This window comes from Gordonia terrae (assembly GCF_051789125.1).
GTDB lineage: Bacteria > Actinomycetota > Actinomycetes > Mycobacteriales > Mycobacteriaceae > Gordonia > Gordonia terrae_A.
Genome location: NZ_CP196526.1, coordinates 4,534,099 through 4,559,988 on the forward strand (window position 1 = coordinate 4,534,099; position 25,890 = coordinate 4,559,988).

General features: G+C 67.5%; 23 protein-coding genes. 12 read left to right on the forward strand and 11 right to left on the reverse strand.

Features of this window, described 5'->3' with window-relative positions:
- Window positions 1-13: 13 nt before the first annotated feature.
- On the forward strand, window positions 14-661 hold the full coding sequence (locus tag ACSUZC_RS20690; protein WP_439030328.1) for a TetR/AcrR family transcriptional regulator C-terminal domain-containing protein: 648 nt from the start codon (window positions 14-16) through the stop codon (window positions 659-661).
- On the forward strand, window positions 658-2,340 hold the full coding sequence (locus ACSUZC_RS20695) for an acyl-CoA dehydrogenase family protein (RefSeq protein ID WP_439030329.1): 1,683 nt from the start codon (window positions 658-660) through the stop codon (window positions 2,338-2,340). Before ACSUZC_RS20690 ends, ACSUZC_RS20695 begins: the two co-directional genes overlap by 4 nt.
- 39 nt (window positions 2,341-2,379) lie before the next feature.
- On the opposite strand, the gene ACSUZC_RS20700 is transcribed toward ACSUZC_RS20695, so the two are convergent.
- Window positions 2,380-3,291, reverse strand: a complete 912-nt coding sequence (locus tag ACSUZC_RS20700) for a LysR family transcriptional regulator (RefSeq protein ID WP_238418888.1) — start codon at window positions 3,289-3,291, stop codon at window positions 2,380-2,382.
- A gap of 446 nt (window positions 3,292-3,737) precedes the next feature.
- Here ACSUZC_RS20700 and ACSUZC_RS20705 point away from each other — a divergent pair, with 446 nt between their 5' ends.
- Complete coding sequence (locus tag ACSUZC_RS20705) at window positions 3,738-4,928, forward strand: diguanylate cyclase domain-containing protein (protein ID WP_439030330.1); 1,191 nt, start codon at window positions 3,738-3,740, stop codon at window positions 4,926-4,928.
- Here the strand turns inward: ACSUZC_RS20705 and ACSUZC_RS20710 are convergent.
- Window positions 4,876-6,240 carry an FAD-binding oxidoreductase gene (locus ACSUZC_RS20710; RefSeq protein ID WP_439030331.1) on the reverse strand — a complete coding sequence of 455 codons (1,365 nt, stop codon included), beginning with the start codon at window positions 6,238-6,240 and terminating at the stop codon, window positions 4,876-4,878. The genes ACSUZC_RS20705 and ACSUZC_RS20710 overlap by 53 nt on opposite strands.
- An 85-nt stretch (window positions 6,241-6,325) precedes the next feature.
- Here ACSUZC_RS20710 and ACSUZC_RS20715 point away from each other — a divergent pair, with 85 nt between their 5' ends.
- Together ACSUZC_RS20715 and ACSUZC_RS20720 are read left to right on the forward strand one after the other, a co-directional pair.
- On the forward strand, window positions 6,326-6,751 hold the full coding sequence (locus tag ACSUZC_RS20715) for a nitroreductase/quinone reductase family protein (protein WP_439030332.1): 426 nt from the start codon (window positions 6,326-6,328) through the stop codon (window positions 6,749-6,751).
- A 30-nt stretch (window positions 6,752-6,781) separates the two neighbouring features.
- The gene (locus tag ACSUZC_RS20720) at window positions 6,782-7,729 is read left to right on the forward strand and encodes a serine/threonine-protein kinase (RefSeq protein WP_439030333.1); all 948 of its coding nucleotides are present in this window, start codon (window positions 6,782-6,784) and stop codon (window positions 7,727-7,729) included.
- Between the two features lie 4 nt (window positions 7,730-7,733).
- Here ACSUZC_RS20720 and ACSUZC_RS20725 read toward each other — a convergent pair whose 3' ends face one another.
- Window positions 7,734-8,867, reverse strand: coding sequence for an amidohydrolase family protein (locus ACSUZC_RS20725; RefSeq protein ID WP_439030334.1), 1,134 nt, complete (start codon window positions 8,865-8,867; stop codon window positions 7,734-7,736).
- Between the two features lie 135 nt (window positions 8,868-9,002).
- Here ACSUZC_RS20725 and ACSUZC_RS20730 point away from each other — a divergent pair, with 135 nt between their 5' ends.
- Window positions 9,003-10,169: an FAD-binding oxidoreductase gene (locus tag ACSUZC_RS20730; protein ID WP_439030335.1), complete on the forward strand. Its 1,167-nt coding sequence runs from the start codon at window positions 9,003-9,005 to the stop codon at window positions 10,167-10,169.
- On the opposite strand, the gene ACSUZC_RS20735 is transcribed toward ACSUZC_RS20730, so the two are convergent.
- The 7 genes from ACSUZC_RS20735 to dnaK all read right to left on the reverse strand — a co-directional run bounded on the left by ACSUZC_RS20735 (window position 10,170) and on the right by dnaK (window position 17,282).
- Window positions 10,170-11,243, reverse strand: a complete 1,074-nt coding sequence (locus tag ACSUZC_RS20735) for a hypothetical protein (RefSeq protein ID WP_439030336.1) — start codon at window positions 11,241-11,243, stop codon at window positions 10,170-10,172. It abuts the gene before it with no gap.
- A gap of 99 nt (window positions 11,244-11,342) precedes the next feature.
- Window positions 11,343-12,467 (reverse strand): hypothetical protein, encoded by a 1,125-nt coding sequence (locus ACSUZC_RS20740; protein ID WP_439030337.1) that lies wholly within the window; start codon window positions 12,465-12,467, stop codon window positions 11,343-11,345.
- A 13-nt stretch (window positions 12,468-12,480) separates the two neighbouring features.
- The gene (locus ACSUZC_RS20745; RefSeq protein ID WP_439030338.1) at window positions 12,481-12,948 is read right to left on the reverse strand and encodes an SRPBCC family protein; all 468 of its coding nucleotides are present in this window, start codon (window positions 12,946-12,948) and stop codon (window positions 12,481-12,483) included.
- 79 nt (window positions 12,949-13,027) lie between these two features.
- Window positions 13,028-13,432 carry a heat shock protein transcriptional repressor HspR gene (locus ACSUZC_RS20750; protein WP_439030339.1) on the reverse strand — a complete coding sequence of 135 codons (405 nt, stop codon included), beginning with the start codon at window positions 13,430-13,432 and terminating at the stop codon, window positions 13,028-13,030.
- Window positions 13,433-13,435: 3 nt separating this feature from the next.
- A complete protein-coding gene (gene dnaJ, locus ACSUZC_RS20755) occupies window positions 13,436-14,638 on the reverse strand; it encodes a molecular chaperone DnaJ (protein WP_439030340.1) in 1,203 nt (400 codons plus the stop codon).
- 170 nt (window positions 14,639-14,808) lie between these two features.
- The gene (grpE, locus tag ACSUZC_RS20760) at window positions 14,809-15,441 is read right to left on the reverse strand and encodes a nucleotide exchange factor GrpE (RefSeq protein ID WP_439030341.1); all 633 of its coding nucleotides are present in this window, start codon (window positions 15,439-15,441) and stop codon (window positions 14,809-14,811) included.
- Window positions 15,438-17,282, reverse strand: coding sequence for a molecular chaperone DnaK (gene dnaK / locus ACSUZC_RS20765; protein ID WP_439030342.1), 1,845 nt, complete (start codon window positions 17,280-17,282; stop codon window positions 15,438-15,440). Before dnaK ends, grpE begins: the two co-directional genes overlap by 4 nt.
- Before the next feature lie 495 nt (window positions 17,283-17,777).
- Here dnaK and ACSUZC_RS20770 point away from each other — a divergent pair, with 495 nt between their 5' ends.
- From ACSUZC_RS20770 to ACSUZC_RS20780, 3 genes are read left to right on the forward strand one after another with little or no spacing between them, the layout of a single operon-like run.
- Window positions 17,778-18,926, forward strand: a complete 1,149-nt coding sequence (locus tag ACSUZC_RS20770) for a hypothetical protein (RefSeq protein WP_439030343.1) — start codon at window positions 17,778-17,780, stop codon at window positions 18,924-18,926.
- A complete protein-coding gene (locus tag ACSUZC_RS20775; protein ID WP_439030344.1) occupies window positions 18,923-20,014 on the forward strand; it encodes a DUF1214 domain-containing protein in 1,092 nt (363 codons plus the stop codon). The genes ACSUZC_RS20770 and ACSUZC_RS20775 overlap by 4 nt, the downstream gene beginning before the upstream one ends.
- A complete protein-coding gene (locus tag ACSUZC_RS20780) occupies window positions 20,011-21,258 on the forward strand; it encodes a sulfotransferase family protein (protein WP_439030345.1) in 1,248 nt (415 codons plus the stop codon). The genes ACSUZC_RS20775 and ACSUZC_RS20780 overlap by 4 nt, the downstream gene beginning before the upstream one ends.
- A 34-nt stretch (window positions 21,259-21,292) precedes the next feature.
- On the opposite strand, the gene ACSUZC_RS20785 is transcribed toward ACSUZC_RS20780, so the two are convergent.
- Window positions 21,293-21,925 carry a TetR family transcriptional regulator gene (locus ACSUZC_RS20785; RefSeq protein ID WP_439030346.1) on the reverse strand — a complete coding sequence of 211 codons (633 nt, stop codon included), beginning with the start codon at window positions 21,923-21,925 and terminating at the stop codon, window positions 21,293-21,295.
- Window positions 21,926-22,094: 169 nt separating this feature from the next.
- Between ACSUZC_RS20785 and ACSUZC_RS20790 the strand changes: the two genes are divergently transcribed.
- The 3 genes from ACSUZC_RS20790 to ACSUZC_RS20800 are packed head-to-tail and all read left to right on the forward strand — an operon-like array spanning window position 22,095 to window position 25,839.
- Window positions 22,095-23,312: an aromatic ring-hydroxylating oxygenase subunit alpha gene (locus ACSUZC_RS20790; protein ID WP_439030347.1), complete on the forward strand. Its 1,218-nt coding sequence runs from the start codon at window positions 22,095-22,097 to the stop codon at window positions 23,310-23,312.
- Window positions 23,297-24,295, forward strand: coding sequence for a hypothetical protein (locus ACSUZC_RS20795; RefSeq protein ID WP_439030348.1), 999 nt, complete (start codon window positions 23,297-23,299; stop codon window positions 24,293-24,295). The genes ACSUZC_RS20790 and ACSUZC_RS20795 overlap by 16 nt, the downstream gene beginning before the upstream one ends.
- Window positions 24,292-25,839 carry a class I adenylate-forming enzyme family protein gene (locus ACSUZC_RS20800; RefSeq protein ID WP_439030349.1) on the forward strand — a complete coding sequence of 516 codons (1,548 nt, stop codon included), beginning with the start codon at window positions 24,292-24,294 and terminating at the stop codon, window positions 25,837-25,839. The genes ACSUZC_RS20795 and ACSUZC_RS20800 overlap by 4 nt, the downstream gene beginning before the upstream one ends.
- Window positions 25,840-25,890 lie beyond the last annotated feature (51 nt).

Below are 25,890 nucleotides of genomic sequence, written 5' to 3' on the forward strand. Positions count from 1 at the left end.
GACGGGAAGTGCGATGCCCACCACCGGACGCGCGACGCGAGAGGCCGGGAAGGCCACACGCAAGTCACTGCTCCGCGCCGCTGCCGAGGTGTTCGCCGAGAACGGCGAGTCGGCGTCCGTGGCGCAGATCTGCAGCCGCGCCGACGCCTACCCCAATCAGGTGACGTACTACTTCGGCTCCAAAGAGCAACTGTTCGTCGAGGTGGCGAGCGCCGGGGTGCTGCGCGCAGGCCGGCGCGCAGAAGAGGCGGCCGCCGACGCCGAGACGGTTCGCGAGTACACCAACACCCTGGTCGGGACACTCCTCGGACGGTGCGCGCGTGACGTCGAATTGTTCACCACGGCACTGCTTCTCGTGTCACGCCGCACCGACCTGCGTCCGCTCATCACCGACACACTCACCGTCCTGCACGAGCGCGGCGAAGAAGCACTGCTGTCCACCCTCGTCCGCACGGGGTGGCAGCTGCGCGCCGGGATCGATGTCGAGGCCCGCGCGTTCTGGTCGGCGATCTTCGGACTCGCGGTCCAGAAAGCCGCCACCGGTGCCGATTTCGGCTACCGACTCGAAGACGCCGTCGCCGTCGTCTTCACCAATCTCCAGATTCCCGACGACGTCCTGGACAGTCCGTTGCAAGGCACCCCACAGCAGGAGGCACGATGACCCGGTCCGCGAATTCCGTCCGGCCGCAGCCGCATCTCACCCACGAGGTGGTCAACCAGGCGGCGCCGCGTGTCGAGGTGAACGAGTACGAACTCGACACCGTGTTGCGCGAAGCCGTCGCCCGGCACGACGGCGGGTGGGGCGACGCGGAACTCCGGGAGATCGGCTCACTCGTCGGCAGCGAATCCTTCAAGCACGATGCACATCTCGCGAACACCGTGACGCCGACGCTGCGAACCTTCGACCGGTGGGGCAACCGCATCGACGAGGTCGAATACCACCCCGCCTACCACCGCATCATCTCGGCGTCGATCGCCCACGGCTCGCACACGCGGTGCTGGGCTGACCCGCAGCCCGGATCCCACGTCGTCCGCGCCGCCTCGTTCATGCTCTTCGGCCAGATCGAACCGGGTCACGCCTGCCCGGTGTCGATGACCCACGCGGTGATCCCGTCGCTGGAGCTGCAGCCCGACGTCGCCGCCCAGTGGGTACCGAAGGCACTGTCGCGCAACTACTCCCCCGAGTTGAGCGCCGACAAGGACTCGGCGATATTCGGCATGTCGATGACCGAGAAGCAGGGCGGATCCGACGTCCGGGCGAACACGACCGTCGCCGTCCCCGCAGGCGCGGGCGGCCCCGGCGCCGAATACCTCCTGACCGGGCACAAGTGGTTCTGCTCTGCCCCGATGTCCGATGCCTTCCTCGTTCTCGCCCAGGCGCGGGGTTCCGGCGGGGAGGGCCTCTCGTGCTTTCTGCTCCCCCGCATGCTGCCCGACGGCACCCGCAACGTGTTCCGCATTCAGCGCCTTAAGGACAAGCTGGGCAACAAGTCCAACGCCTCCAGCGAGATCGAGCTCGACGGCACGGTGGCGATCATGGTGGGTGAACCCGGCCGCGGCGTGCGCACCATCATCGAGATGGTCGCCCAGACCCGGCTCGACTGCGTCCTCGGTTCGGCGGCAGGCATGCGCCAGGCCGTGGCCGAGGCGACCTGGCATGCCCGGCACCGCAGCGCATTCGGCGCGACACTGGCCGACCAGCCCGCGATGACGGCCGTATTGGCCGACCTCGCACTGGAATCGGAGGCCGCGACCACCACCGCCATCCGCTTGGCGCGCGCTCACGACGAGGACGCCGACCCGCAGGAGCACGCGTTCCGGCGACTGGCCACCGCGGTCGCCAAATACTGGATCTGCAAGCGCGGACCCCATCACGCCTACGAGGCGCTGGAGTGCCTGGGCGGCAACGGATACACCGAGGACTTCCCCCTCGCCATGCGATACCGCGAACAACCGGTGATGGCGGTGTGGGAAGGCTCGGGCAACGTCATCGCGCTCGATGTCCTGCGCGCGATGACCCGTGAACCCGAGTCGGTCGCCGCCTTCGACGCCGAGCTGGTCAAGGCGCGCGGAGCCGATCGCACCCTGGACAACCATCTCGACCGGCTGCGCGATCAGCTGGGAGAGCTCTCTCGCATGGCGCCCGCCGACGCCCAGCGTCGTGCCCGGGCCACCGTCGAATCGATGGCCCTCGCCCTCGAGGCGTCACTGCTGGTGCGCTACAGCCCGCCGGCCGTCGCCGATGCCTTCATCGCGAGCCGGCTGGGCCCCGACCGCAGCTTCGAGTACGGGGCCCTGGCCGACGAGGCGGATCTCAGCGGGATCCTCGAGCGACACTGAGCGGTCACCGCGTCGAGGTGGGACCGACCGTCCGCACGGTCACAGTGAGTTCTCGGCCGCCGCGAGGATCTGGCGCCGTAGCGTCGACGAGGTGTTCGGCAACCACATCGCGCGAACCGGCGCGAACGGCGGGTCGTTGAATTCGACGATCCGGATGCGATTGACGTAGATCCATCCCGGTTCGTTGGTCACGAAGGCGCACGCCTTGGGATGGGCGATCACCGCGGTGTGCGGTGGGGTTCCCAGCAGGGTCGACAGGATGATGCGCGGCTCGAACCCCGCGCGCCGGCACATGCCGACGAGCATGTCGGTGTACTCGTACTCGTGCTCCGGACCCCACACCACGATGTCGTAGTCGGCGAGGTCGGCCATGTCGACCCGGTCGTGCTCGGCGAGCGGATGGTCGGCCCGCACCGCGAGTCGCAGTTCGTGCTGCGTGGCGATGGTCGTCGCCATGTCCGGCGGCGCGGCCACGCCTCGGCCGAGGGCCATGTCGATCGCCCCCGACAGCAGCTCGTCGCGGATCAGCTCGGCGAAGACCGGCCGGACGGTGATCGGCACCGTCGAGTCGGCGAGGACCACCGGCTCGATGATCCGGAACACCTCCGAGGGCGCGAGGTCGGGCGCATGTCCGATGACGAACGGGGCGGGTGCACCGGCGTCCACCCGCCTGACCTGGGTCGCGAGTTGCTCGCCGCCGGCCAGCAACGGCACGGCGCCGCGATAGAGCGCCTCGCCTGCCGGGGTCGGCGTGAGACTCCGCCGGGAACGGGAGAACAGTTCGACGCCGAGGTGGCGTTCGAGTTCGCGAATGGCCGACGAAAGCGCTTGCTGACTGATGAAGAGGTCATCCGCGGCGACGCGGAGGCTCGGCGCTTCCATCACCACCACGAACATTCGGAGTCGTCGAAGGTCGATATCTCGTAGTCCAGGGTCCCCAGGACCGTTCATCAACCATCTCCTGTCAGTTATCCAGATTGATGTGATTGTAGGTTGACCATCGAGCTAATATGCTGGTTTTTGCGAGGCCGCGTCACCAAATGCCAAATCGCATTCGACTGCCTGCTGAGGTCCCCCCGCGGAGGGGACGGGAGGACCTCAGCGGGAGCCGACCGACCGGGCATTTGGCACGACCGTCTCAATGCGAAACTCGACGGCGATTCTGCCGATTCTTACACCTTTTCCGCTGTCGGGTCATCCTGTGGATTTTCGTATGAAACGATCGTTAATCGTCCTCTAAACTCCGTTATGCCTGCTCCGACGATTGTTCTCGGAGTTCTTGCTCCGAGCGGAGCACGGCGTGACACGAGCGGAAAGAGGACGGAGCCATCGAGCACCGGGACAGCGAGAGCGAGGAAGCGCGAGCCGCACGCTTCCGGACGCTTCGCCACGGGCCGATGACCGCCGAGATCTCCGGTCATCCGCACCTCTACGACGACGCCGACCACGTCCTGAACCAGGTGCGGATGCGCGAACGGCACGTCCGCTACACCATCGCCGTACTCGTGGTGGTCTGCGGACTACTCGGAGCCATCGCACTCTTCACGCCGAGCGGCACCCAGGGCTCCGTCCCGCGCTCGATCGCCCTCGGAATCGCCGCTGCCACCACCGTGCCCATGGCTTTCGCGGTCAGCCGGGTCCACCTGGGAGTCATCTGGTGGACCAAGCAGTCATCCATCAAAGGATTCAACACGGCGTTCGTCGTCTATGCCGACGCAGTCCTGACCGTTGCTCTCCTCAGCATCTCCGACGTGATCCTGGCGCAGTTCTGCGCGGCGATTTTCGCCGTCGTCGGGTCGTATGTGGCGCATTTCGTCCGAAGCCCGGTCGCATATGCCCACATGATCTATTCCAGTGCCGTCGTCTGCGCGCTCGGAACCGTCGCATGGTCCGACGACCTCCCACTTGCGAACATTCTCTTCACCACGCTGGCGCTCCTCCTCGTGACCAATGGCACCACCGCGCTGCACCGCAGTTACACCTCCGATTTCCAGCGATCGCTGAAACACCAACTCATCATGGCCAATACCGATCCCCTCACCGGTTTGCTGAATCGACGGGGTTTCGTCTACGCGACGACCTCGATGTTGCGCCGCAGCCCGACCCCCCGTTTCGCCCTCATCGCGGCCGACGTCGACCGGTTCAAGAACATCAACGACGAGCACGGCCACGCGGTCGGCGACACCGTGCTCCAACGGGTCGCGGAGATCCTGCAGTCCGCGGTCGACGACGCTGCCGTCGTCGGGCGTCTCGGGGGTGACGAGTTCGCGATCGCGGTCCGCCACGACGAGACCAGCGTGCGCGCACTCGCCGAACGCATCCGGGCACAACCCATCGAGGCCGACGGCCGGCGGATCGCCACCATCAGCCTCGGCATCGCCGTCGGAACGACGCCCGGCGGGAGCCTGTCCGAGGCCGACGCGACCGCGCTCATCCAGCGCGAGTTCGCGGTCGCGGACACCGCACTGTTCGACGCCAAGGCCGCTGGCCGCGGCACCTACGTGGTGGCCGGGCCCGAGGATTCCGATCCCGGGCCTACAGGAGCACGCCCGGGTTCAGCAGACCGTCGGGGTCGAGAGCCTGCTTGATGAGCGCGGTCAGTTCCATGACGTCCGGCCCCACCTGATCGGGCAACCAGCCCTTCTTGAGGCGGCCCACGCCGTGCTCGCCGGTGATCGTGCCGCCCAGCTCGATCGCGAGGTCCATGATCTGACCGAATGCCACCTGCGCACGCGCGGACTCGTCGGCGTCGGCCGGATCGAAGACGATGAGCGGGTGCGTGTTGCCGTCGCCGGCATGCGCGATCACCGAGATCATCACCTGGTTGTCCGCGGCGATCTTCGCGACGCCGTCGATCAGGTCCGGTAGTGAGGGCAGGGGCACCCCGACGTCCTCGAGCAGCAACGACCCCAGTTTCTCCACGGCCGGGATCGCCGCGCGTCGTGCGGCGGTGAACGCCTCGCCCTCGGTGGGATCGTCGGTGGCGAAGACCTCCCCGGCGCCGTTGTCCTCGAACGCCTGCCTGATGAACTCCACCTCGGCCGCCCCGGCGGCTCCCGGGATGTCGGACTGGGCGACGAGCAGCGCACCGGCCTCGCGGTCGAGACCCATGCGCAGCAGGTCCTCGACGGCGTTGATCGCCACCGAGTCCATGAACTCGAGCATCGCCGGTCGGATCTCGGCGGTCACGGCGAGGACGGCCTCACTGGCTTCGTGCACCGACCCGAAGACCCCGACGACGGTGCTCGCCGGCCCCTGCGGAGGCAGCAGCCGCAGCGTGACCTCGGTGATGATGCCGAGCAGGCCCTCACTGCCGACGAACAGTTTCGTCAGCGGCAGCCCGGCCGAGTCCTTGAGTTGCTTGCCCCCGACCCGTACCGCGCGGCCGTCGGCCAGCACCACCTCGAGACCCAGGACGTAGTCGGTGGTCACCCCGTACTTGATGCAGCACAGTCCGCCCGCGTTGGTGGCGACGTTGCCGCCGATCGAGCAGATCTCGAACGAGGAGGGGTCGGGCGGATACCAGAGACCATGTGCGGCGGCGGCAGCCTTGACCTCGGAGTTGAACAGACCGGGCTGGACCACCGCGGTCCGCGTCGCCGAGTCGACCACGATGTCGCGCATCTTCTCGGTGGAGAGCATGATCGCGCCGTCGACCGCCGTCGAACCGCCGGAGAGGCTCGTGCCCGCTCCACGGGTGATGATCGGTACCCCGTTGGCCGCGCACCATCGAACAGTGCTCTGCACCTCTGCGGTCGTCGTCGGGCGGACGAGTGCCAGAGGCGTGCCGGCCGACGGATCCGCCGCCCTGTCCTGGCGGTAACCCGCGAGGATGTCGGGATCGGTGACCACCATGCCCGCGGGCAGAGAATCGGCGAGCGAACGCGTATCGGCACTCATCTGTTCAGAGTATTCGCCGGGCCCGCAGCCGCGGTTTCACTTTGACACATGGCCTGCGCGGCCCGGTACCGCAACAATGGACGCCGTGAACGATTTCAACGCGACGGTCATCAACGAGTTCCGCTCCAACGGCGGCCATGTGGACACAGCCGGGTTCGGCAAGAACCTGGTCCTGCTGCACACGGTCGGCGCCAAGTCCGGAGAGCCGCGGATCAGTCCGCTGTTCGCGCTCCCCGACGACGGCAGCTGGCTCATCATCGGTTCCTACGCCGGCTCGCCGAAGGCCCCCGCCTGGGTGCACAACCTCCGGGCCCACCCCGAGTCGGTCGCGGTCGAGGCGCCCGCCGACAACGGTGTGGCGCGACACGACACGCAGGTGTCGGAGATCGACGGGGACCACTGGGAAGCCGCCTGGCAGAAGTTCATCGAGGCCTCCGAGCAGTTCCTGAAGTACACCGAGACCGCACAGGGACGGCAATTCCCCATCTTCCGGTTGACGCCGACGTCCTGAACAAGGCCGCGCCACCTCTACGCTGACGACATGTTCGAGGTTGGCGAGGGCGTGGCCGGCTTCACCATCGACGAGTTCCTCGGTGGCGGGGCCAGCGCGGACGTGTTCCGGGCCCATCGCACCGGTGGCCCCGACGGCCGAGGGTCGTGCGGCGAGCCGGTCGCGCTGAAGGTGCTCCACCCCAACGCGTCCGACCACGCACGGGTCCGGGAGCGCTTCGAGCGTGAATTCGACATCGCGTCGGTCCTCGACCACCCGCACATCGTGCGCATGCTGTCCCACGGCGAGATCCCGGTACCCCGGCACTCCCGCGGGCCTCGACATCTGCCGTCGATGTACCTGACGATGCAGTACGTCGCGGGCCCGGCCGCCACCGCCCTCATCCCCGGTGACGGCGACGAACCCGACGTCGGCACCATCCTGCGGGTCGCCGCGCAGATCGCCGACGCCCTCGACTTCGCTCACGGTCAGGAGATCCTGCACCGCGACGTCAAACCGGCGAACATCCTGCTGTCGGACACGCCGGGCGGGGCACGGGTGGACGGTTACCTCACCGACTTCGGGATCGCCCAGTTCCTCGACGACACAAGGCCACTGGCCCGCAACGGCCGGGTGCAGGGTTCCATCGGCTACGCCTCCCCCGAACTGCTCCAGGCTCAAAGACTGTCACCGGCAACGGATTTCTACGCCTTCGCCTGCACGCTCGTCGAACTCCTCACCGGCGCACCGCCCTACCCACGCACCACGGCTTTCGCGATCACCCAGGCGCACATCAACGACGACCCGCCGCGCCTGACCCGGCGTCGACCGTGGCTGCCGTCGGCGGTGAACTCGATCTTCGCCAAGGCACTGGCCAAATCACCCGAGGATCGCTACCCGTCCTGCACGGCGCTCGTCGACATCCTCGTCCGGCTCATGCGCGATGTACCCGTCCCGGAACCGGCACGATCGTCGTCCTGGTGGAAGCGGTCACGATGACCGGTCAGTCCTTCGGCCCGGCAATCGAATAGACCCGGGTCGCTGTGTCGCGGAAGATGTTCCGCAATGCGTCCGAACCCCACTGGGAGACACAGTCGACGAGTGCGCCGACGAGTACGTCGATCGCCGCGTTGGGGCGGTCGATCGGATAGTTGGACCCGAACATGATGCGGTCGGAACCGAAATGCGTGACGACGTGTTCGACGAAGGGGCCGATCATCTCCGCCAGCGTCGCCTGACCGCCGATGTTTCCCCAGCGTTCGTGACCGTAACCGAGGATCGGCATCGCCAGACCCGACAGCTTCACCACCACGTTGCGATGCGTCGCCAGCGTCGTCATCCGTTCACGCCACAGCCGCCAGATGTCGGCACGCGCGGCGGCGGTCGCCCCGGTCCGCATCCCGACCGGACCGAACACACCTGCCGGGATGCCGAAGTGGTCGAGGACGATCGTCGTGGTCGGGTATTCGCGCGCCAGGAGGATGACGTCGTAGAGCTGGTGGGAGTACACCGACGCCTCGAAGACGAGGTCGCGGCCCGCCAGCTCGGCGAAGCCCTCGAGGAACGCCGTCGACGACAGCAGGTTGTCGGTGTCCCCGCCGTCGCGCACCCGCGGATCGGGATGCCGGGAGGCGACGATCCGGATACCGCGGAATCGCGGCGAAGCACCGAACTGCTCGTCGAGCATGGTCGCGAAGTCACGCGTCCGCGGATCCCCGTGGGCGATCACGGCCCCCAGCCGGGGTGTCCCGGCCTGACCGAACGGCAGGCTCTCGAGGTAGCGCGTCTCTTCCACAGCCGTACTGTCGACCGGCGGCTCGGCGCCATCGGTGGCCGCCTTTCGCCAGTGGGACTCCACATGGACGACGGTGTCGATCGGAGCGCCGGCCACCGTCGGGACGAGCGCCGCGTCGGTGGCGTACTGCCGCGGCTCGTAGGGCCGGGCGACCGTGCGCGGCGTCAGCACGTACTCCCGATCCGCGCGGGAGACGATCAGGGGGAACACGCGGTCGCCCAAAGTGGGGACGAATCCATACAGCCGCGACGCGCGAGTGGCCGCCCACGGGGTTCGGCGCGGGTTCCAGTGCTGCACATGCGCATCAACGATGCCCGTGAGGACACCATCGAGGGACGTCATCCCCGTACCTTGCCATACCGGATCAGTGTCCGACATCCGATGCCGGATCCTGAATCCGGCCGCCCCGAAGGGCTAGTGTGGGTCTCTTGAACCGGGCGGGGGACCGGGCGTCGACGGAGGTGATCTTTTCTCACGATGGCGACTCACTCACGCCATGCACTGCATCAGCTGCGAACGGCGGTGAACCGGCACCCCGACCGATTCGTCACCGATGTCTACACCCGGATGTTCGCGATCGATCCCGATCTGCGTGATCTCTTCGGGGTGTCCATGGCCGCTCAGCGGGTCGCGTTCCATCGGGTGATCGATCACGTTCTCGAAGCCATCCCGGCCGAGTCCGGTCACGCCGAACTGGTGGAGTTCCTCGCACAGCTCGGCCGCGACCACCGCAAATTCGGGGTCGAGCCCGAGCACTACCACGTCATGTACGCCGCACTGATGGGTGAGTTCGCCGCCCTCATGGAGGGCTACTGGGACGCCGAGACCGAGCAGACGATCTCGCAGGCGATGATGCTGGTGACCGGGGTGATGCGCGGTGCCGCCGAGAGCGCCACCCATCCCGCGCGCTGGACGGCCGAGGTCGTCGAGAAGTACCGCATCACCCGCGATCTCGCGGTCGTACGGCTGCTCGCGCACGCACCGCTCACCTTCAACGTGGGTCAGTACCTCGAGGTCCACGTGCCGCAGTGGCCCAAACAGTGGCGCAACCTCTCCCCCGCCATCCCACCCAATCCCGCGGGCGAACTCGAGTTCCATGTGCGGGCGGTCCCGCGCGGGACGGTGAGCACGGCCATCGTCGGCGAGACCCGCGTGGGTGACGTGTGGACCCTCGCCCAGGGACACGGCACGCTGCACATCGACCGGGACAGACCCGACCAGGGCAACAAGGTGCTGATGATCGCGGGCGGGACCGGCCTCGCGCCCCTGCGCGCACTCTTGATCGAGATGTCGAAGCGGGCCGACTCGCCGGAGACACACATCTTCTACGGCATGCGTTATCCCGGGGAACTCTACGACCTCACCGTGCTACGCCGGATCGCGGCGACCAATCCGTGGTTGCGGGTGACCGCGGTGACGCAGGAAGACAGCGATCCCTGGTGGATCACCGCCGTCGCGACACCCGCGGAACTCGGCGTCGACCACGAGATCGGCACGCTCGCCGACGTGGTCACCCGCAGCGGTCACTGGGACGACCACCAGGTGCTGATCGCCGGGTCACCGCAGATGATCGAGGCGACACGGCGTTCGCTCATCATCGCGGGCGTCCGGGCCAGCCGGATCCAGCACGACCCGGTCTTCTGATCAGGGGACCTCGAGACTCGGCTGGCCACCCGGCGGTGCGCTGAAGACCGTCTCGGTCTCGGTGACGGTGACCGTCTCGGGTGCCGCGTCGGTCACCGTCGTGGTCCGGGTGACGGGGCGCGGAGTACTCGTGACGGTCGTCGTCCGGACATCGGTGCTGGTCTCGGTCTCGGTCACCGTGGCCTGTTCGGTCTGGGTGACCGCAGCCGGCGTCTCGGTGATCGTGATGCGAGCGGGCTCGGCCGTCGTGGCCTCGGCGGTCAGGATGAGTGTCATCCCGATCGCCGCCAGGAACACAGCGGCGCCGATCGCCGCACCCACGAACCACCAGCGCCGGCCGGTCGTCGTCCGGCCGGGGGTGGCCGGTGCTGCGAATGCAACGACCGCGGCGTCGGCCGCACCGAGCGCCGAGGCCAGGGACGGATTGTCGGCAACGGTGACGGGACGCTGGGCCGCGTACTCGAAGGCGGGTGCGATGCCGGGGAGCTGCGCGCCCGGGCCGACGACGATCACCGAGGTGATGTCGCGGCCGCGGGGAAGGGTGGTGACGGCGGTCGCCAGACGGGTCGCGCCCTCGGGGTCGGTGACCGGGGAGACCTGTCCGGGAGCGAAGTCGGCGGTACCGAGTACGGCGCCCGACGCGGTGTCGATCGTTGCCAGCGTCGTACCCGTCGCCGGCGCGGCGTCCCGGTCGAGGTCGACGACGGCGACGACGCCGCCCCGTGTCGAATGAGTGCAGGCGATCTCGGCGAGCGCCGCGGCGTAACCGGTGACGAGAACCTTGTCGAACCAGGATGCGCCCGTTCCCGCGGCGAACGCGTGGGCGAGGTGCTTGCGGACGTCCTCACGGGACGCCGAGATGCCGATCCGGTCGACTTCCACCGGAACCGACTCGACGAGTTCGATGATCGCGGCCTCGGCGCCGGCGGCCGACGGATCGGGGAGGTCGACGAGGTTGCTCGCCAGCACATGCCCGTCGGCGTCGCGGACCACCGAGCTGATCTGGTCGTCGACGACGGATATCCCGAGGACCACGAAACCCGGCATCGCACCGTTCCCGGGTACCTCGGACATGGTCAACCTCCCCGTCGCCGAGCTGCTTCGGCGTTCTGACCCGCTAGCCTAACTGCTGGTCTGCGGGCCGGAGCACTCGGATCGGCTGAGCCCACCCGCTCAGATCGGGTCGGCCGGATGCTGTGTGTAGGCCGCATCGCGGACCGACTCGTCGGTCTCGAGGCCGGCGCCCAACGCCCCGCCCACCGTCGCGAGCGAACACGTCAGCCAGGCGACCTCGAGGTAGTCGGTGACACCGGCCGGGTGTCCGAGAGTCTCGCTGAACACCTGCGGGACCACCAGGCAGAGAGCGCCGAGTGCGGCGAGGACGAAGAGCGCCGCGTAGAAGGCCGCGACGCCGAGGACCACCGTGATCACCGTGGTGATGTTGAACAGCGCCACCTGTTCTCTGGTCTGGCGCGAACTCCCCCGCTCCCACAGGTTGGCGCCGATGATCAGGGTGGCGGTGATGGCGATGATCGAGCCCAGGGCCACGCCGGTGAGCCGGACGCCGCCGAAAGTGTCGGCGAGCAGCCAGATGTCGGCGGTCACGAGCGCGAACACGCCGGCGGCTATCGCGCCGGTGAGAGCGCGGGTGAGGCCCAGGGCGAGTCGCCAGGGCCGGTTGGCGCGGACCATGCCGCTGAGGAGGCGGAGGTTGCCCGTGAGTACTCGCGCGGTGAACGCGGTGCCGTCGTCGTCGACGTCGGTGCCGAGCTGACGGACCCGATGACGCAGCGCGGACCGTGACGGGGACTTCTGGTGCTCGCGCAGGTCATCGGCGTCGGCCCCGAGCAGCTGCCCGACGAGTCCGGTGATGATCCCGCGCGTCCGCTGCCGGACTCCGGTCGCACCGAGTGCGGGTACCGAGAGGACCGCGACGCCGTGCACCGCATTGGCGTGGGCCACCACGGGCCGTTTTCCGACGTGCAGCGGCAGGTCGGTCATACAGACGACCAGGTCCCACTCGTGGTCGAGCATGAGATCGCGCGTGGCGTCGACGATCTCGGCGTCGCCGGCCGGGGGTTGCACCACCGCGGCCTCGACGAGCTCGACCTGCCATCGGGCGCCGGGAAACGTCGTCTGGACGTGATCGGCCAGGTTCGCCTCGACGAGTTTGCGTGCGAGGCCGATGGCCTGTCCGGGGGCGGCGACGACGCCGAGGACCACGACGGGATCGGCGGGGTCACCGGGATCGACGGGATCGGTGGGCGCGGGAGACGGATTGTCTGCGGCGGAGTCCATCGGGCGGCCGCGCTCAGGCGAAACGGGCCGCGAGCGCGCGGAGAGTTCCCTCGATCCCCTTGCCGTTCTTCTTGTCGTATCCGATGAGTTCCATGACCTTCGGGACGCGCAGGGTCGAGTAGTCGAAGGTCTCGGTGACCGTGGTGGTGGTCGGTGAGGTGGCCTCGAGGTCCCAGCGCCAGCGATGACCGAACGGGTGCTGCCATTCGACGACCCGGTCGGTCTCGACGTCGGTGGCCGTCGAGGTGATCTTGTAGGGCACCCCGTACTGCTTCATCCCGACGCTGAACCGCGCGCCGCGGGTGAGGGTCTCGGGTCCCTCGACCGGGGTGTCGCGCACCGTGCCCGAACCGTCGAGTTCGGGATGGCGGTGCGGATTGGCGACGAGTGCGAAGACCTCGGTGGCCGGGGCGTTGACGACGACCCGACGGGAGACCTTGTGCGGACCGGAATCGACGGTGGTGACGGGTTCGGAAGCCATATGTCCACGGTACCCAGTAGGGCAAGGTACGTAGTCGGGACGGCGTACAGCCGTCCAACGTGCCCCGGTTGAGGAAGTATCAGTCGGCGGTGCGCTTGCGGCGCGGCTGCCAGACGACGAGCGCATTGGTGCGCGGCACCGGGACGAGCTCGCCCCCGCGTCGGGTCCGGGCGGCCTGCGCCTGGACCTCGTCGGTCAGTTCGCGTACGCGGTGCTGCAACGCCTCGACCTGGTTGCTGAGATCGATGATGCGTTTGATGCCGGCGAGGTTGACGCCCTCCTCCTGCGAGAGACGCTGGATCTCTCGCAGGAGTTCGACGTCGCGGGACGAGTAGCGGCGTCCGCCGCCACTCGTCCGCTGGGGGGTGACCAGACCCAGTCGGTCATAGGTCCGCAGGGTCTGGGCGTGCATGCCGGCGAGTTCGGCGGCCACCGAGATCATGAATGTCGCGCTGTCGGCGTCGAAGTTCTTCTGGCCGGCCATGACTCACCTACCCCAGTTCGCTCTCGGGTCGAAACCGCTGGCGCGTTCGGCCTGATCGTAGGCGCGCATGGCCTCTACCGCGGCGTCGTCGAGCTTGTCGGGCACCGCGACCTTGACGGTGACGAGCAAATCGCCCGCACCCCCGGAACGCTTGGGGACGCCTCGGCCGCGCACCCGCAGGGTCCGTCCGTCGGTGGTGTTCGCCGGGATCTTGACCCCGACCGAACCCTCGAGCGTCGGCACCGAGACCGTCGCGCCGAGAACGAGTTCGGAGATGCGTACCGGCAACTGCACACGCAGGTCGTTGCCGCTGCGGGTGAACTGTTTGGAGGGCGTGACATGGACGACGACGTACAGGTCGCCCGACGGCGCGCCGCGCCGACCGGCCTCACCCTGCCCGGCGAGCCGGATGCGTTGTCCGTCTTCGACTCCGGCCGGGATGCGGACATTGATGGTGCGGGCGCGGACCTTCACGCCGCTGCCGTCGCAGTCGGTGCACGGATCGTCGATGCGTGAACCGGTGCCCTGGCAGTCCTGGCACGGCTCGCTGAATCCGAACGCTCCCTGGTTGCGGCTGACGAAGCCGGAACCGTTGCAGTTGGCGCAGACCCGCGGACTGGTGCCCGGCTTGGCGCCGGAACCGTGACAGGTCGTGCAGGGGGACGGGCTGGTCACCCGCAGCGGAACCGTGGTCCCGAGCGCCGCGTCCTTGAAGGACAGGGTCGTCTCGGTCTCGAGGTCCTTGCCGCGGCGCGGACGACTCGCCGTCGAGGTGCGCTGTGTTCCGCCACCGCGGTTGAAGAGCCCGTCGAAGATGTCGCCGAATCCGCCGCCGCCACCGGCCGTCTGCGCCCCGCCGAACAGGTCGCCGAGGTCGAAGTCGTTGCCGCCGCCGGTCGTGTACGTCGTGCCGCCACCGGGGAATCCGCCCGGGAAGCCGTTGCCGCCGCCGCGGAATCGTCCGCCGGCGAACATGGCTCGCGTCTCGTCGTATTCTTTGCGCTTCTCGGGATCGCCGAGCACGCTGTGGGCTTCGGACACCCGCTTGAAGCGTTCTTCGGCCGCGGCGTCACCCGGATTCGCGTCCGGATGCAGCTCGCGAGCGAGCTTGCGATAGGCCTTCTTGATCTCTTCAGCCGAAGCGTCAGAAGCAACGCCCAGGTCCTTGTAGAAGTCGTGTTCTAACCACTCACGTTGTGGTGCCACCAGACGTCACCTCCCTTGAGTTCTGTTGTCTGGATTGGTGTTTGATTTGTGGACCACCTGCCCCCTGAGGTGCGGGCGAAGCGAGCCACGAAGGGTTCGTCGCCCTTCGTGGCTCGTCGCACCTCAGGGATCGGCGGTGGGTTCGCCCTCAGGGTTCACCCGCGGTCGCTCTATTGTGCACCGGTCGGGTCTGCGGCGGGGTCGGGATCGGTGACCGTCACCATGGCGGTGCGGATCACCTTCTCGCCCAGTCGATACCCGCATCGATACACCGCTCCGATGACCGGACGCTCGCCGGTGCCGTCATGCTGCACGGCCTCGTGGAGTTCGGGATTGAACTCGTCGCCGGCCGCGCCGAAGGCGACGAGCCCCTCGGCCGCCAGCACGCCGGTCAGCTTGTCGGCGACCGCACGCAGCGGACCGCTCTCGAGATCGCCGTGCTCGCGGGCACGGTCGAGGTCGTCGATGATCGGGAGCAGCTTGTCGATCAGGATCTGCTTGCCGTAGGCGACAGATCCCTGCTTCTCCTCCGCGGCCCGCCGCCGGAAGTTGGCGAACTGCGCGCGTTCCCGTTGCAGATCGGCCGTCAGTTCGGCGACGCGGGCATCCGGTTCGCCGGCTGCGCCGTCGGCCTGCTGCTCATCCGCCTGTGACTCGTCGGCGATCGGTTCGGCGTCTGCCGGGCCGGGGCCGGCGGCCGGCTCGTCGCGCACCTCACCGGTTTCCGGATCGATGCGACGACGGTCGGTCACCGTCACCGGCTCCTCGCCGGACCCATTCGCCGAATGGGATCCTGCGGTCACTTGTTCTCCTTCGAGTCGGTCTCGTCGACGACCTCGGCGTCGACGACATCGGGATCGCTGTCGGCGCCGGCTGCCTCACCGTCGGGGGTTTCCGCGGCGGCGTTGGCGTAGATCGCCTGGCCGAGGGCCTGGGACTCCTCCGACAGCTTCTCGATCGCGGACTTGATCGCGGCGGAGTCGTTGCCCTTCAGCGCTTCCTGCGCGCCGGCGACAGCGGCCTCGACCTTGTCCTTGAGCTCCGCGGGGACCTTGTCCTCGTTCTCCTTGAGGAACTTCTCGGTCTGGTGGACGAGCGATTCCGCCTGGTTGCGGGTCTCGGCCTCCTCGCGGCGCTTGCGGTCCTCGTCCGCGTGGGCCTCCGCGTCCTTGATCATGCGGTCGATCTCGTCCTTGCTCAGGCCGGAACCGTCCTGGATGCGGATCGAGTTCTCCTTGCCGGTGCCCTTGTCCTTGGCGGTGACGTGCACGATGCCGTTGGCGTCGATGTCGAAGGTCACCTCGATCTGCGGGACACCCTGCGGCGCGGGCGCGATGCCGCCCAGCTCGAAGCTGCCGAGCAACTTGTTGTGCGACGCGATCTCGCGCTCACCCTGGTAGACCTGGATCTGCACCGACGGCTGGTTGTCCTCGGCCGTGGTGTAGGTCTCCGAGCGCTTGGTCGGGATCGTGGTGTTGCGCTCGATCAGCTTGTGCATGACGCCGCCCTTGGTCTCGATACCGAGCGACAGCGGGGTCACGTCGAGGAGCAGCACGTCCTTGACCTCACCGCGGAGCACACCGGCCTGCAGTGCGGCGCCGACGGCGACGACCTCGTCCGGGTTGACGCCCTTGTTGGGCTCGCGGCCGCCGGTCAGTTCCTTGACCAGGTCGGTGACGGCCGGCATACGGGTCGAACCACCGACGAGCACGACGTGGTCGATGTCGCCGACGGAGATGCCCGCATCCTTGATGACGGCCTGGAACGGTGCGCGGGTGCGCTCCAGCAGATCAGAGGTGATCTTCTGGAACTCGCTGCGCGAGAGCTGCTCGTCGAGGAACAGCGGGTTCTTGTCGGCGTCGACGGTGATGTAGGGCAGGTTGATCGAGGTGCTCTGCGAGCTCGAGAGTTCGATCTTGGCCTTCTCGGCAGCCTCACGCAGACGCTGCAGGGCCATCTTGTCCTTGGTCAGGTCGATGCCGTTCTGGCTCTTGAACTTCTCGACGAGCCAGTCGACGACACGCTGATCCCAGTCGTCACCACCGAGGTGGTTGTCACCGGAGGTCGCACGGACCTCCACGACGCCGTCGCCGATCTCGAGCAGCGAGACGTCGAACGTACCGCCACCGAGGTCGAAGACCAGGATGGTCTGTTCCTTCTCGCCCTTGTCCAGGCCGTAGGCCAGAGCGGCCGCGGTGGGCTCGTTGACGATGCGGAGCACGTTGAGGCCGGCGATCTGGCCGGCTTCCTTGGTGGCCTGGCGCTGGGAGTCGTTGAAGTACGCGGGCACCGTGATGACGGCGTCGGTGACGTCCTCGCCCAGGTACGACTCGGCGTCGCGCTTCAGCTTCATGAGCGTGCGCGCACTGATCTCCTGCGGGGTGTACTTCTTGTCGTCGATCTCGACGGTCCAGTCGCCTTCGCCCATGTGGCGCTTGACGGAGCGGATGGTGCGGTCGACGTTGGTGACCGCCTGGTTCTTTGCGGGCTGACCGACCAGCACCTCGCCGTTACGCGCGAACGCGACCACGGACGGCGTGGTCCGGGCGCCCTCGGCGTTGGCGATGACAGCGGCTTCGCCGCCTTCGAGCACCGCCACCACCGAGTTGGTGGTGCCGAGGTCGATTCCAACAGCACGAGACATGTTTGGCTTCCTCCTAGTTTGTGGGTGTGCACCCGAGTTCTGGTTCCCGCGGCTCGACCGGAACGATCGGACCGGGGTTGATGTCCGAAGCCTGCGGGACCGGACTTCAGTGCGTCCGACTCATGTCCTACTGAAAAAGCGGGTCCGAGTCAAACCGACTTGAGTCCTTGTCGCTCAGGTTTCTCGAAGTGTGTAACGGGGCGCATCCGAAGATTGTTCCCCGATGCTCCAAAAAAGTTGAGCACACCTCACTCAGGGCTCGGCGGCGGGTCGGATTCGCAACCGCCGCGCCCACGCGCGATGCCCCTGACATGGAACGCGTATGACGTTGAGTCCGGATTCCGAACCCGACGTCATACGGATCAGCCGAGGGATGCCCGGCGGGCCATCGAACCTTGACACCCCGGACCGGGCACGGCAGATTTCAACAGGAACCGCGCGCTTCCACTTCGGGTGGCCGTCTCACGGCACGCCCACCAAACTCGAGGACGGCCGATGACGCCACGCCCGCCACTTCCCGATACCGCCGCGCCGGCCCGGCCCCATCGGATCGCGGTGTGGGGGCCGGGCGAGGTCGGCGGCGCGGTGATCCGCGCCGCCGTCGCCGATCCCGCCTTCGAGGTGGTGGGTGCCCTGGTCCGCAACCCGGAAAAGGACGGGCGCGACATCGGCGAGCTGGTGCGCACCGACCCCATCGGGATTCCGGCCACCACCGATCGCGAAGCGATCAAGGCACTCGATGTCGACTGCGTCGTGGTCACCCCTGCGCCGGCCGCGGTGCTCAAGGGCCTCGACGACGACGTCGTCGACCTGCTCGCCTCGGGCAAGAACGTGGTCGCGACCGCGGCGTATCACAACGTGTCGATGCCGAACTGGATGAGTCCGTTCCGCAAATCGCCGCGGCAACTGCTCGAGGCGTGCCTGGCGGGCGGTTCGACGCTGCACGGCACCGGAGTCCATCCCACGTTCATCGTCGAACGGCTGGCGATGACGATGGCCAAGGCGATGTCGTCGGTCAGCCACGTCCGGTCGGTCGAGGCCGTCGACTTCACCAGCGCGGGGTCGATGTGGGGAGGCCTCGGAGCACTGGGTTTCGGCGCCGACCTCGACTCCCTGGGCCCGGATTCGCCGGTGGCCCGGGGCGGCGACCTCTACTACGGCGACCTCACCGGCAACGTCGCCCATGCGCTCTACGGCTCCGACAGTTCCGAGGTCCGGGTGGAGACGTCGCTGCGGGGTCTTCCCGCCGCCGAGGACGCCCGGGTCGGCACGACCACGATCGAGAAGGGAACCGCGGCCGCACTGCACCTGACCCATCGCGGATACCTCGGCGATCATCACTTCTTCACCAACGAGGAATGCTGGTACCTCGCCGCCGCGGACGTCGTCTACCGCGGCGACGACCTCCCCTTCGGCGGGTTCACCAGCCCGATCGCCTACACGCTGGTCGTGAGCGGCGAGCCGGCCGAGATGCGGACCCAGCTGGAGTTCGGCATCGGTGCGGGCCATACCAATCCGATCACCACGGCGTCGGTGCGAGCGGTGCTCGACGCGATCCCGGCGGTCGTGGCCGCCGAGCCGGGAGTGCTCATCGACGACATCGGCCCGCACTACCGGCGCGACGACCGGGTCCGGTTCTCGTGAGCGACTCCTCACGACCCGAGGTCGACGCGTGGAACGGTCTCGTCGATGCGCTCCGGGCCGCGGGCGACAAGATCGCGCTCGACACAGCCGGGCTCGGTCCTGCCGAACAGGCCGACGGCTACCGCGCACTCATCCGCGGATTGTCGAATCAGTTGTCTCGCTTCGATGTCGACCGGGAGCGTCCCGAACTGGTGCCCTTCAACGGGTGGCGACACAAGTTCCTGATGGACAATCCGGACTTCCGATACTGGGTGGCCGACGTGCGGAGCGACCGGTCGTACCGCATCCGCGGGAATCGTGGCGACGCCGTGTACGTCTCGGTCACCGCCTACCGACGTACCGGTGGCATCAACTCGGAGGCCACCGCCCGGATCGACAGCGACGCGATCGATTTCGACGACGATGGTTCGTTCGAGATCCTCGTCGGCGGTGATGCCGGGTCCGACAACGGCGCGGACCATCTGGATCTGCCCGAGAAGTCCTCGGTGATCTGGGTGCGCTTCTTCCACGACGACGCCTCCCGCGGCGAGGCGGGGCGGTGCACCATCGAACCGCTCGTCGAACCACCCACTCCCCCGGCGCTGGACCCGGCGAAGTTCTGCGCGCGACTCGGCACGCTCGGCACCATGACGTCGATGTTGCCGACGATCTTCGAGGTGTCCACCAAGGACGACCACGATCCCCCGAACACGATGCGGCACTGGTCGGAGATGTCCGGCGGCGCGGTGTTCACCGAACCGGGCATCCACTACGTGCGCGGCGGTTGGCAGCTCGACCCCGGGCAGGCGCTGGTGATCGAGGGAGACGTCGTCGACTGCCGGTACTGGAACATTCTCGCCTACAGCCGATTCCTGAACTCGCTCGACTTCCGGTACCGCCCCGTCTCGTACACGGGCGGAACGGCGACCCTCGTCGACGGCCGCTATCGGTTCGTCGTCGCCGCCGAAGACCCCGGCGCAGGAGACTGGATCGACACGGAAGGCCGGGATTTCGGCATCGTCGTGATGCGTTTCCTGCAGCCGGCCGACACCCCCGCACTCCCCTCCGCCCGGGTCGTCGGGCTCGACGAATTGCGAGATGCCCCATGACCCGTTGGGCAGCGCCCGAGCGGACCGGGACAGCACGGAACATCTACGCCTCGGCCGAGGCTGACCGCGCGGCCCATCCCGACCGCTACCGGCTCGGCGCCCAGACCGCGGACGGGCTCGTCGAACGCGCGACGGGCGAGCACGGCGTCGAAGGACTGGGCGACCCCGCCGAGTGGCGGCCGGGCCTGGAGCAGTATCTCGAGTCGGCAGCAACCGACGGTCGGTTGAACGCGGTCGGGGTCCGTCACGCCCAGGACGCGGCCGTCGGAAAGCTGCGTGCCCGCTCGATCTTCGACAAGACGCTGCGTACCGATCCCGCAGTGGCACAGCGGTCCATCGCACCACCCATCGTGATCATCGGCGGGTGGCGTACCGGTACCACGTTCCTGTTCCGGCTCCTCGCCCGCGACCCGCGCCTGCGGGCACCGCGACCGCTGGAACTGTACGCTCCCTGGCGGGCCGCGCGGATGACCCCCGACGAGCGCGAGCGGTTCGTCGAAGATCAAGCGCGTCAGCCGAATCCACTTCAGCTGCTCAATCCGTCCATGGCCGCCGTCCACGACTCCGGACCGCTCCTCCCGGAGGAGTGCGTTCTGGGGATGGGGACCACCATGCGCAACTGGGGATTCAGCTCCACGATGCGCCTCGACGGGTACTCGTCGTGGCTCGCCACCCAGGATTTCGCCGCCGAGTACACCAACCACCGGCGCATGTTGCAGATCCTCGACGACGGTTCGGATCGACGCTGGTTGCTCAAAGCGCCCGCGCACACACCAGAACTCGGCCACCTCGCCGCCACGTATCCCGGTGTCTGCATCGTGCACCTGCACCGCGACATCGTGGAGACCGTGGCATCGGGGGCCAGCCTGTTCGCGACGTACCGCTCGACCTACAGCGACGACGTGGACGGACACGATGTCGGCCGATTCCAGATCGAGCAGTCCGAGCTGTGGTTCCGGCGGGCGCTGGAGTTCCGGTCGTCGCCCGCGGCGACATCGACGACGATCCTCGACCTCGATTACCGGGACCTGGTGGCCCGACCCGAGACGACGATCGGCCGGGTCTACGCCGCGGCCGACATCGATCCGCCCGATATCGCCACACTGCTCGCCGAACACGATGCCGCGCAACCACGCCACGGAAAGGGCCGACACCGGTACAGGCCCGAGGAATTCGGCATCGACCCCGATGCGCTCCGGAAACGGATGGCGTTCTACACCGACGCCGTCTCCGCCTGGACGTGACGTATCCGGGCGCACCGGCCCCGGCGATGCCGGATCAGCCGCCGGACACCTCGTCGGGCTCGGAGAACTGACGCGACACTCCGGCGAGGAATGCTGTCACCATCTCGACGAAGAGGCGTTCATCGGTCCAGCGTGCGGTCTCCATCGAGCGCGCCAGATCAGGATCGAACTGCTCTGGGTTCTCGAACGGGGCCATGGCCGGTCTTCCCGTGGCGATACACATCGCCGAACCGATGGTCATCCGATGGACCGATTCCAGGATGAACATCTGCGAGTCGAGCGGCACACCGCACAGTCCCAGGATTCGGCAGTGTTCGGCGTAGAGCCGTTCCAGTAGCCCTCGCGGGAAGTGCTCGACGACGATCGGCACAGCTCGCTGATGGGTGAGCAGCGCCTGACGGAACAGCACACTGGCGCTGACGAGCCAGTGCTGCCAGTCCTCGCCGTCGGTTGGGTCGGGTTGTCGCGACGTCTCCGAGACGACGAGGCGAGCGACCGCTGACAGGATCTCGGCTTTGTCGTCGAAGTGGTTGTACAGCGACGGCGAGCGGACACCGAGCTTCGCCGCCATCTTCTCCAGACTCAGCGCCCCTGGCCCATCGGCATCGATGATGTCCAGGGCGGCGCGAACAGCGTTCTCGCGCTGGATCATCGGCTTTCGGCCCACGGGCACCCTCTTCTCTGCGTCGGCTCACAAAGTGTACGCGGGAACTCTCTTGACGATTTATACTAATGCCACTAGTTTATTTGAGTGAGCCGGGTCACAGCCACCCCGGACCGTCCGTCACCGGGCTCGTCAGTGGTGACGTCGCAACTGTCATGAAGAGGAGCGGCCAGTGGTAGTCGTCGATGATCGATCACAGACGATCCAGGACCGGCGAACTCGTGCCCTGCGGGCATTGCTCGGTCATCTCGATGGGAAAGCGACCGACCAGGTCCCCGAGATCCAACCGTTCAGGGCGATCGACTACCACGACCCCGTGCGCGCCGAACTCGAGCGAGATCGCATCTTCGGCGAGGTTCCCTTCATCGTCGCGCACTCGTCGGAGATTCCCAGGAACAACGACTTCGTATCGATCGACCTGCCGCGCAACAAGGTCGTCGTCATCCGTCAGCGGGACGGAAGTGTCAAGGCCTTCATCAATGCCTGCCGGCATCGGGGCGCCCAGTTGGTGACCGAGAAATCCGGCACATGCCGGTTGTTCTCGTGCCCGTATCACCGGTGGTCATACAGCCCTGACGGCACACTCCGAACGGTCACGTTGGACGACACCTTCGGCGACTTCGACAGGACGAAGTCCGGTTTGGTGAGCCTTCCGGTGGAGGAGCGACATGGGTTCATCTGGGTCGTCGACAACGCGCACCGCGAGATCGATGTCGCGGCCTGGCTCGGACCCGACATGGACGCGCTCATGGCCGAGTACGGGATCGCTGATCTGATCAGTGTCGATCCGCATCCCTATGAGCGACCGGTCAATTGGAAGATCATGCAGGACGGCTTTCTCGACAACTATCACGTGAAGTACGCGCATCCCAACACCGCCGGAAAGATGCTCCACACCAACGCGGTCACTCTCGAGGACTTCGGACGTTCCTTCTGGTTCCTGACGGCCCGCAAGACTCTGGACCAGTTCATCGGCACCGAAGTGAAGTGGACCGCGGAGATGGAGGCGCACACCATCGAGAGTTGCTTCCTGGCGCCCAACACGATGCTGCTCAAGCACGCCACCCACTTCGAGCTGTTGACGTTCCGCCCGATCGGGGCGGACCCCAACCGTTCGATCATGGAAATGCGCATCCTGGCACCGAGTATCGCCGACAGCGGGCTCGAACCCGAACACTGGCAGCGCCGGTGGGCCAAGAACTGGGGCCTCCTCGTGTCGATCCTTCACGATGAGGACTTTCCCATCCTGGACAGTTCGCAGGCGGCCTTGTCGAGTCTCGATGCCGGAACGATGCTGTTGGGCCGCAACGAGATCGCAAGCCACCTCTTTCGGCGTGAGGTGGACCGGTTGATCAGTACCCCCGAGAGCCGACGATGGCCCTCGACGTAGGTCGTCACGACGACATCGACTGGGATCTGGTCACGCTCCACTGGAACGACGGGCCGCCGGTCGGAGATGCACACGAGCTGATCGAGCGCGCGCGCCGGGTCGACGCGGAGATGAGCTTCACTTCGGTTGGCGCGCAACGGCAACAGCATGGTTCGTCGTGCACCGCCGAGGTGTTCACGCGACTGCGCCGGTGGGCAGCACCACGAACGGACGGCGTCAGCCTCGCAGCTGTTCTCACCTTCACCCAGAACCCGACCGACGGTCCGATCGTGGTGAGCGCAGTGGTCGATCCGGACTTCCGTTCCACCGGAGTCATCACCGCGGCCTTCGAGGCGCTCGGACCCGGTCGCCGCTTCGCCGCACATACCGGCGTCGACGTCCTTGCCTGCGCATTCGGGTCACATCCCGCAGCGCTCAGGGCAGCAGGCCGGGCCGGCGCGACCATCGTCGCCGAAAGAGATGTGCTGGTGCCTTCCTCGACGTCACCGCTGCACTCGGCGACCGGCTCGGGACGCATCCACTCGGTCCGGCGCGACCTCGAGCACAGCAGCGACACCCACTCGGTGTGGCAGCACCTCGAACCCACGTCTGCACCCACCGTGTATGCGGTGGCCGGCGACTCGGGCACCACGGTCGGCCACTTCGCTGTCGACAACCGTGACGAGGCAACTCGTTTGACGATTCGCGCCACACGCCCCGGTGTCGCGAGCCCTGCGGTCACGATCAATGCTCTCGTCGACGCCGCGGCAGCGCTACTGCACGACCGTGATCCCGCACAGATCGAGGTCACCGTGGACACCGGTGACCGACCTCTCCTGGAAGCGCTCCGATCCGCAGGCTTTCACCACGACCGCACCGATGTGGCATTCGCCATGCGCGCCGCATCCGACCCCCAACCCGGTCCCGACGAGAGTCGCCACCGACACCGGACCACAGCTCCAGCCCTCCTCGACACACCCCGTCACCGAAGGAACGCACCATGAACCACGACATCCTGCGCCCGCTGTCAGCCTGGGCGATTCGGCAACCCGACTCTCCGGTCATCGAGTGCGACGGCTCGGTTCTCACCCGGGGCGAGCTGGACGAACGCGCTGAGCGAGTCGCGGACGCTCTCGTCGCGCGGGGAATCCAGCTCGGCGACCGGGTCGCGATCGTCGGTCGACCCTCTGACAACTGGGCGGTGGTCGCCGTGGGGATCATCAAGACCCGAGCGGTGCTGTGCCCGCTGAACGAGCGCAACGGCCCGGTCGAACTCACCCAGGCCATCACCAAACTCGAGCCCAGCCTGATAGTGGCGGTCGACGCGTTCCGGCCGGCGGTCGACGCGGTGGTCGCGGATCTCGACGACGCCCCGCCGGTCGCCGATCTCGATGCACTGGCCGTGCACACCCCACCCTCGACACCGGCCGGGCGGGAGACCCCGACGACCTCCGGTGATCACCCCGTCGCGATCCTGTCCACCTCGGGATCGACCGGATCACCAAAAGGCGTTGTCTTCACCCATGATTCACTGACGAACGCCTTCTTCGAGTGGTGCCTCCAAGAGCCCGGTTTCATGCGGGTCAGGTCGCTCAACGTCAGCTCGATGGCCTTCGGCGCCGGGCTGCTCAACGGATTCCTGGCCCCACTGGTGCTCGGTGGGAGCGCCGTCTTCCTGCCTGACTGGGACCCCCGCGTGGCCCTTGCCCTCATCCGCGACAGCAACATCTCGCACCTGGGAGCGACCACCATCTTCTACGAGCAGATGGCTTCCGACCCGGCATTCGCCGATGCCGATCTGTCCTCGCTGACAGTCGCTTTCACCGGAGGCAACCCGGTCACCACTGAACTGATCAACTCGTGGGCCGCCAAGGGTATCGGGCTGCGCCAGGTGTACGGCCTCACCGAATCACAATCGAACGCCTCCGTACCCACCGTCGAGATGGCGATCCATCACCCCGACAGCGTGGGACTCGGCGGCATCCTCAACACCTTCACCGTGCGGAATGCAGATGGAAATGCCTGCACCGCGGGAGAAGCCGGCGAGATCTGGATCTCCGGCCCCGGGCTCGCAGCCGGTTACTGGCGTGACGAGGAGCAGACGAACGCCAACTTCGTCGACGGCTGGCTGCGCACCGGCGATGTCGCCGCACGCGACGAGGACGGTCTGCTGCGGATCGTCGGCCGCATCAAGGACGTGATCATCTCGGGCGGCATCAACATCTACGCCGCAGAACTCGAACGGGTCATCATGGAACTCGATGGTGTCATCGAGGTCGCGGTGATCGGCGTCGCCGACGCGCAGTTCGGGGAGGCCCCGGCGGTGCTGCTACGCGCGGGCGGTGGACTGTCAGCCCATGATGTCGTCCACCACTGCCGGTCCCGCCTCGCCCGGTTCAAGACACCCAGGTACGTCGAATTCGTTGCCGACCCGCTTCCGAGAACGGCCGGGATGAAGATCGACAAGGCGCCGCTGCGGAGTCGGTACGCCGACCTGCCGTCATGGGCGACCACGGTCAACGCCGACGAACTGCAGGGCAGCGCCTGACGCTCGACGGCCCGGTCCTCACAAACGACACACCCCGGCGGGACGTGGTCG

What these genes read in the sequence shown, in the direction of transcription:
- ACSUZC_RS20690 (WP_439030328.1), top strand. Translation starts at nt 14, where the DNA reads ATGCCCACCACCGGACGCGCGACGCGAGAGGCCGGGAAGGCCACACGC.
- ACSUZC_RS20695 (WP_439030329.1), top strand. Translation starts at nt 658, where the DNA reads ATGACCCGGTCCGCGAATTCCGTCCGGCCGCAGCCGCATCTCACCCAC.
- ACSUZC_RS20700 (WP_238418888.1), bottom strand. Translation starts at nt 3,291, where the DNA reads ATGAACGGTCCTGGGGACCCTGGACTACGAGATATCGACCTTCGACGA.
- ACSUZC_RS20705 (WP_439030330.1), top strand. Translation starts at nt 3,738, where the DNA reads ATGACCGCCGAGATCTCCGGTCATCCGCACCTCTACGACGACGCCGAC.
- ACSUZC_RS20710 (WP_439030331.1), bottom strand. Translation starts at nt 6,240, where the DNA reads ATGAGTGCCGATACGCGTTCGCTCGCCGATTCTCTGCCCGCGGGCATG.
- ACSUZC_RS20720 (WP_439030333.1), top strand. Translation starts at nt 6,782, where the DNA reads ATGTTCGAGGTTGGCGAGGGCGTGGCCGGCTTCACCATCGACGAGTTC.
- ACSUZC_RS20725 (WP_439030334.1), bottom strand. Translation starts at nt 8,867, where the DNA reads ATGACGTCCCTCGATGGTGTCCTCACGGGCATCGTTGATGCGCATGTG.
- ACSUZC_RS20730 (WP_439030335.1), top strand. Translation starts at nt 9,003, where the DNA reads ATGGCGACTCACTCACGCCATGCACTGCATCAGCTGCGAACGGCGGTG.
- ACSUZC_RS20735 (WP_439030336.1), bottom strand. Translation starts at nt 11,243, where the DNA reads ATGTCCGAGGTACCCGGGAACGGTGCGATGCCGGGTTTCGTGGTCCTC.
- ACSUZC_RS20740 (WP_439030337.1), bottom strand. Translation starts at nt 12,467, where the DNA reads ATGGACTCCGCCGCAGACAATCCGTCTCCCGCGCCCACCGATCCCGTC.
- ACSUZC_RS20745 (WP_439030338.1), bottom strand. Translation starts at nt 12,948, where the DNA reads ATGGCTTCCGAACCCGTCACCACCGTCGATTCCGGTCCGCACAAGGTC.
- ACSUZC_RS20750 (WP_439030339.1), bottom strand. Translation starts at nt 13,432, where the DNA reads ATGGCCGGCCAGAAGAACTTCGACGCCGACAGCGCGACATTCATGATC.
- dnaK (WP_439030342.1), bottom strand. Translation starts at nt 17,282, where the DNA reads ATGTCTCGTGCTGTTGGAATCGACCTCGGCACCACCAACTCGGTGGTG.
- ACSUZC_RS20770 (WP_439030343.1), top strand. Translation starts at nt 17,778, where the DNA reads ATGACGCCACGCCCGCCACTTCCCGATACCGCCGCGCCGGCCCGGCCC.
- ACSUZC_RS20780 (WP_439030345.1), top strand. Translation starts at nt 20,011, where the DNA reads ATGACCCGTTGGGCAGCGCCCGAGCGGACCGGGACAGCACGGAACATC.
- ACSUZC_RS20795 (WP_439030348.1), top strand. Translation starts at nt 23,297, where the DNA reads ATGGCCCTCGACGTAGGTCGTCACGACGACATCGACTGGGATCTGGTC.
- ACSUZC_RS20800 (WP_439030349.1), top strand. Translation starts at nt 24,292, where the DNA reads ATGAACCACGACATCCTGCGCCCGCTGTCAGCCTGGGCGATTCGGCAA.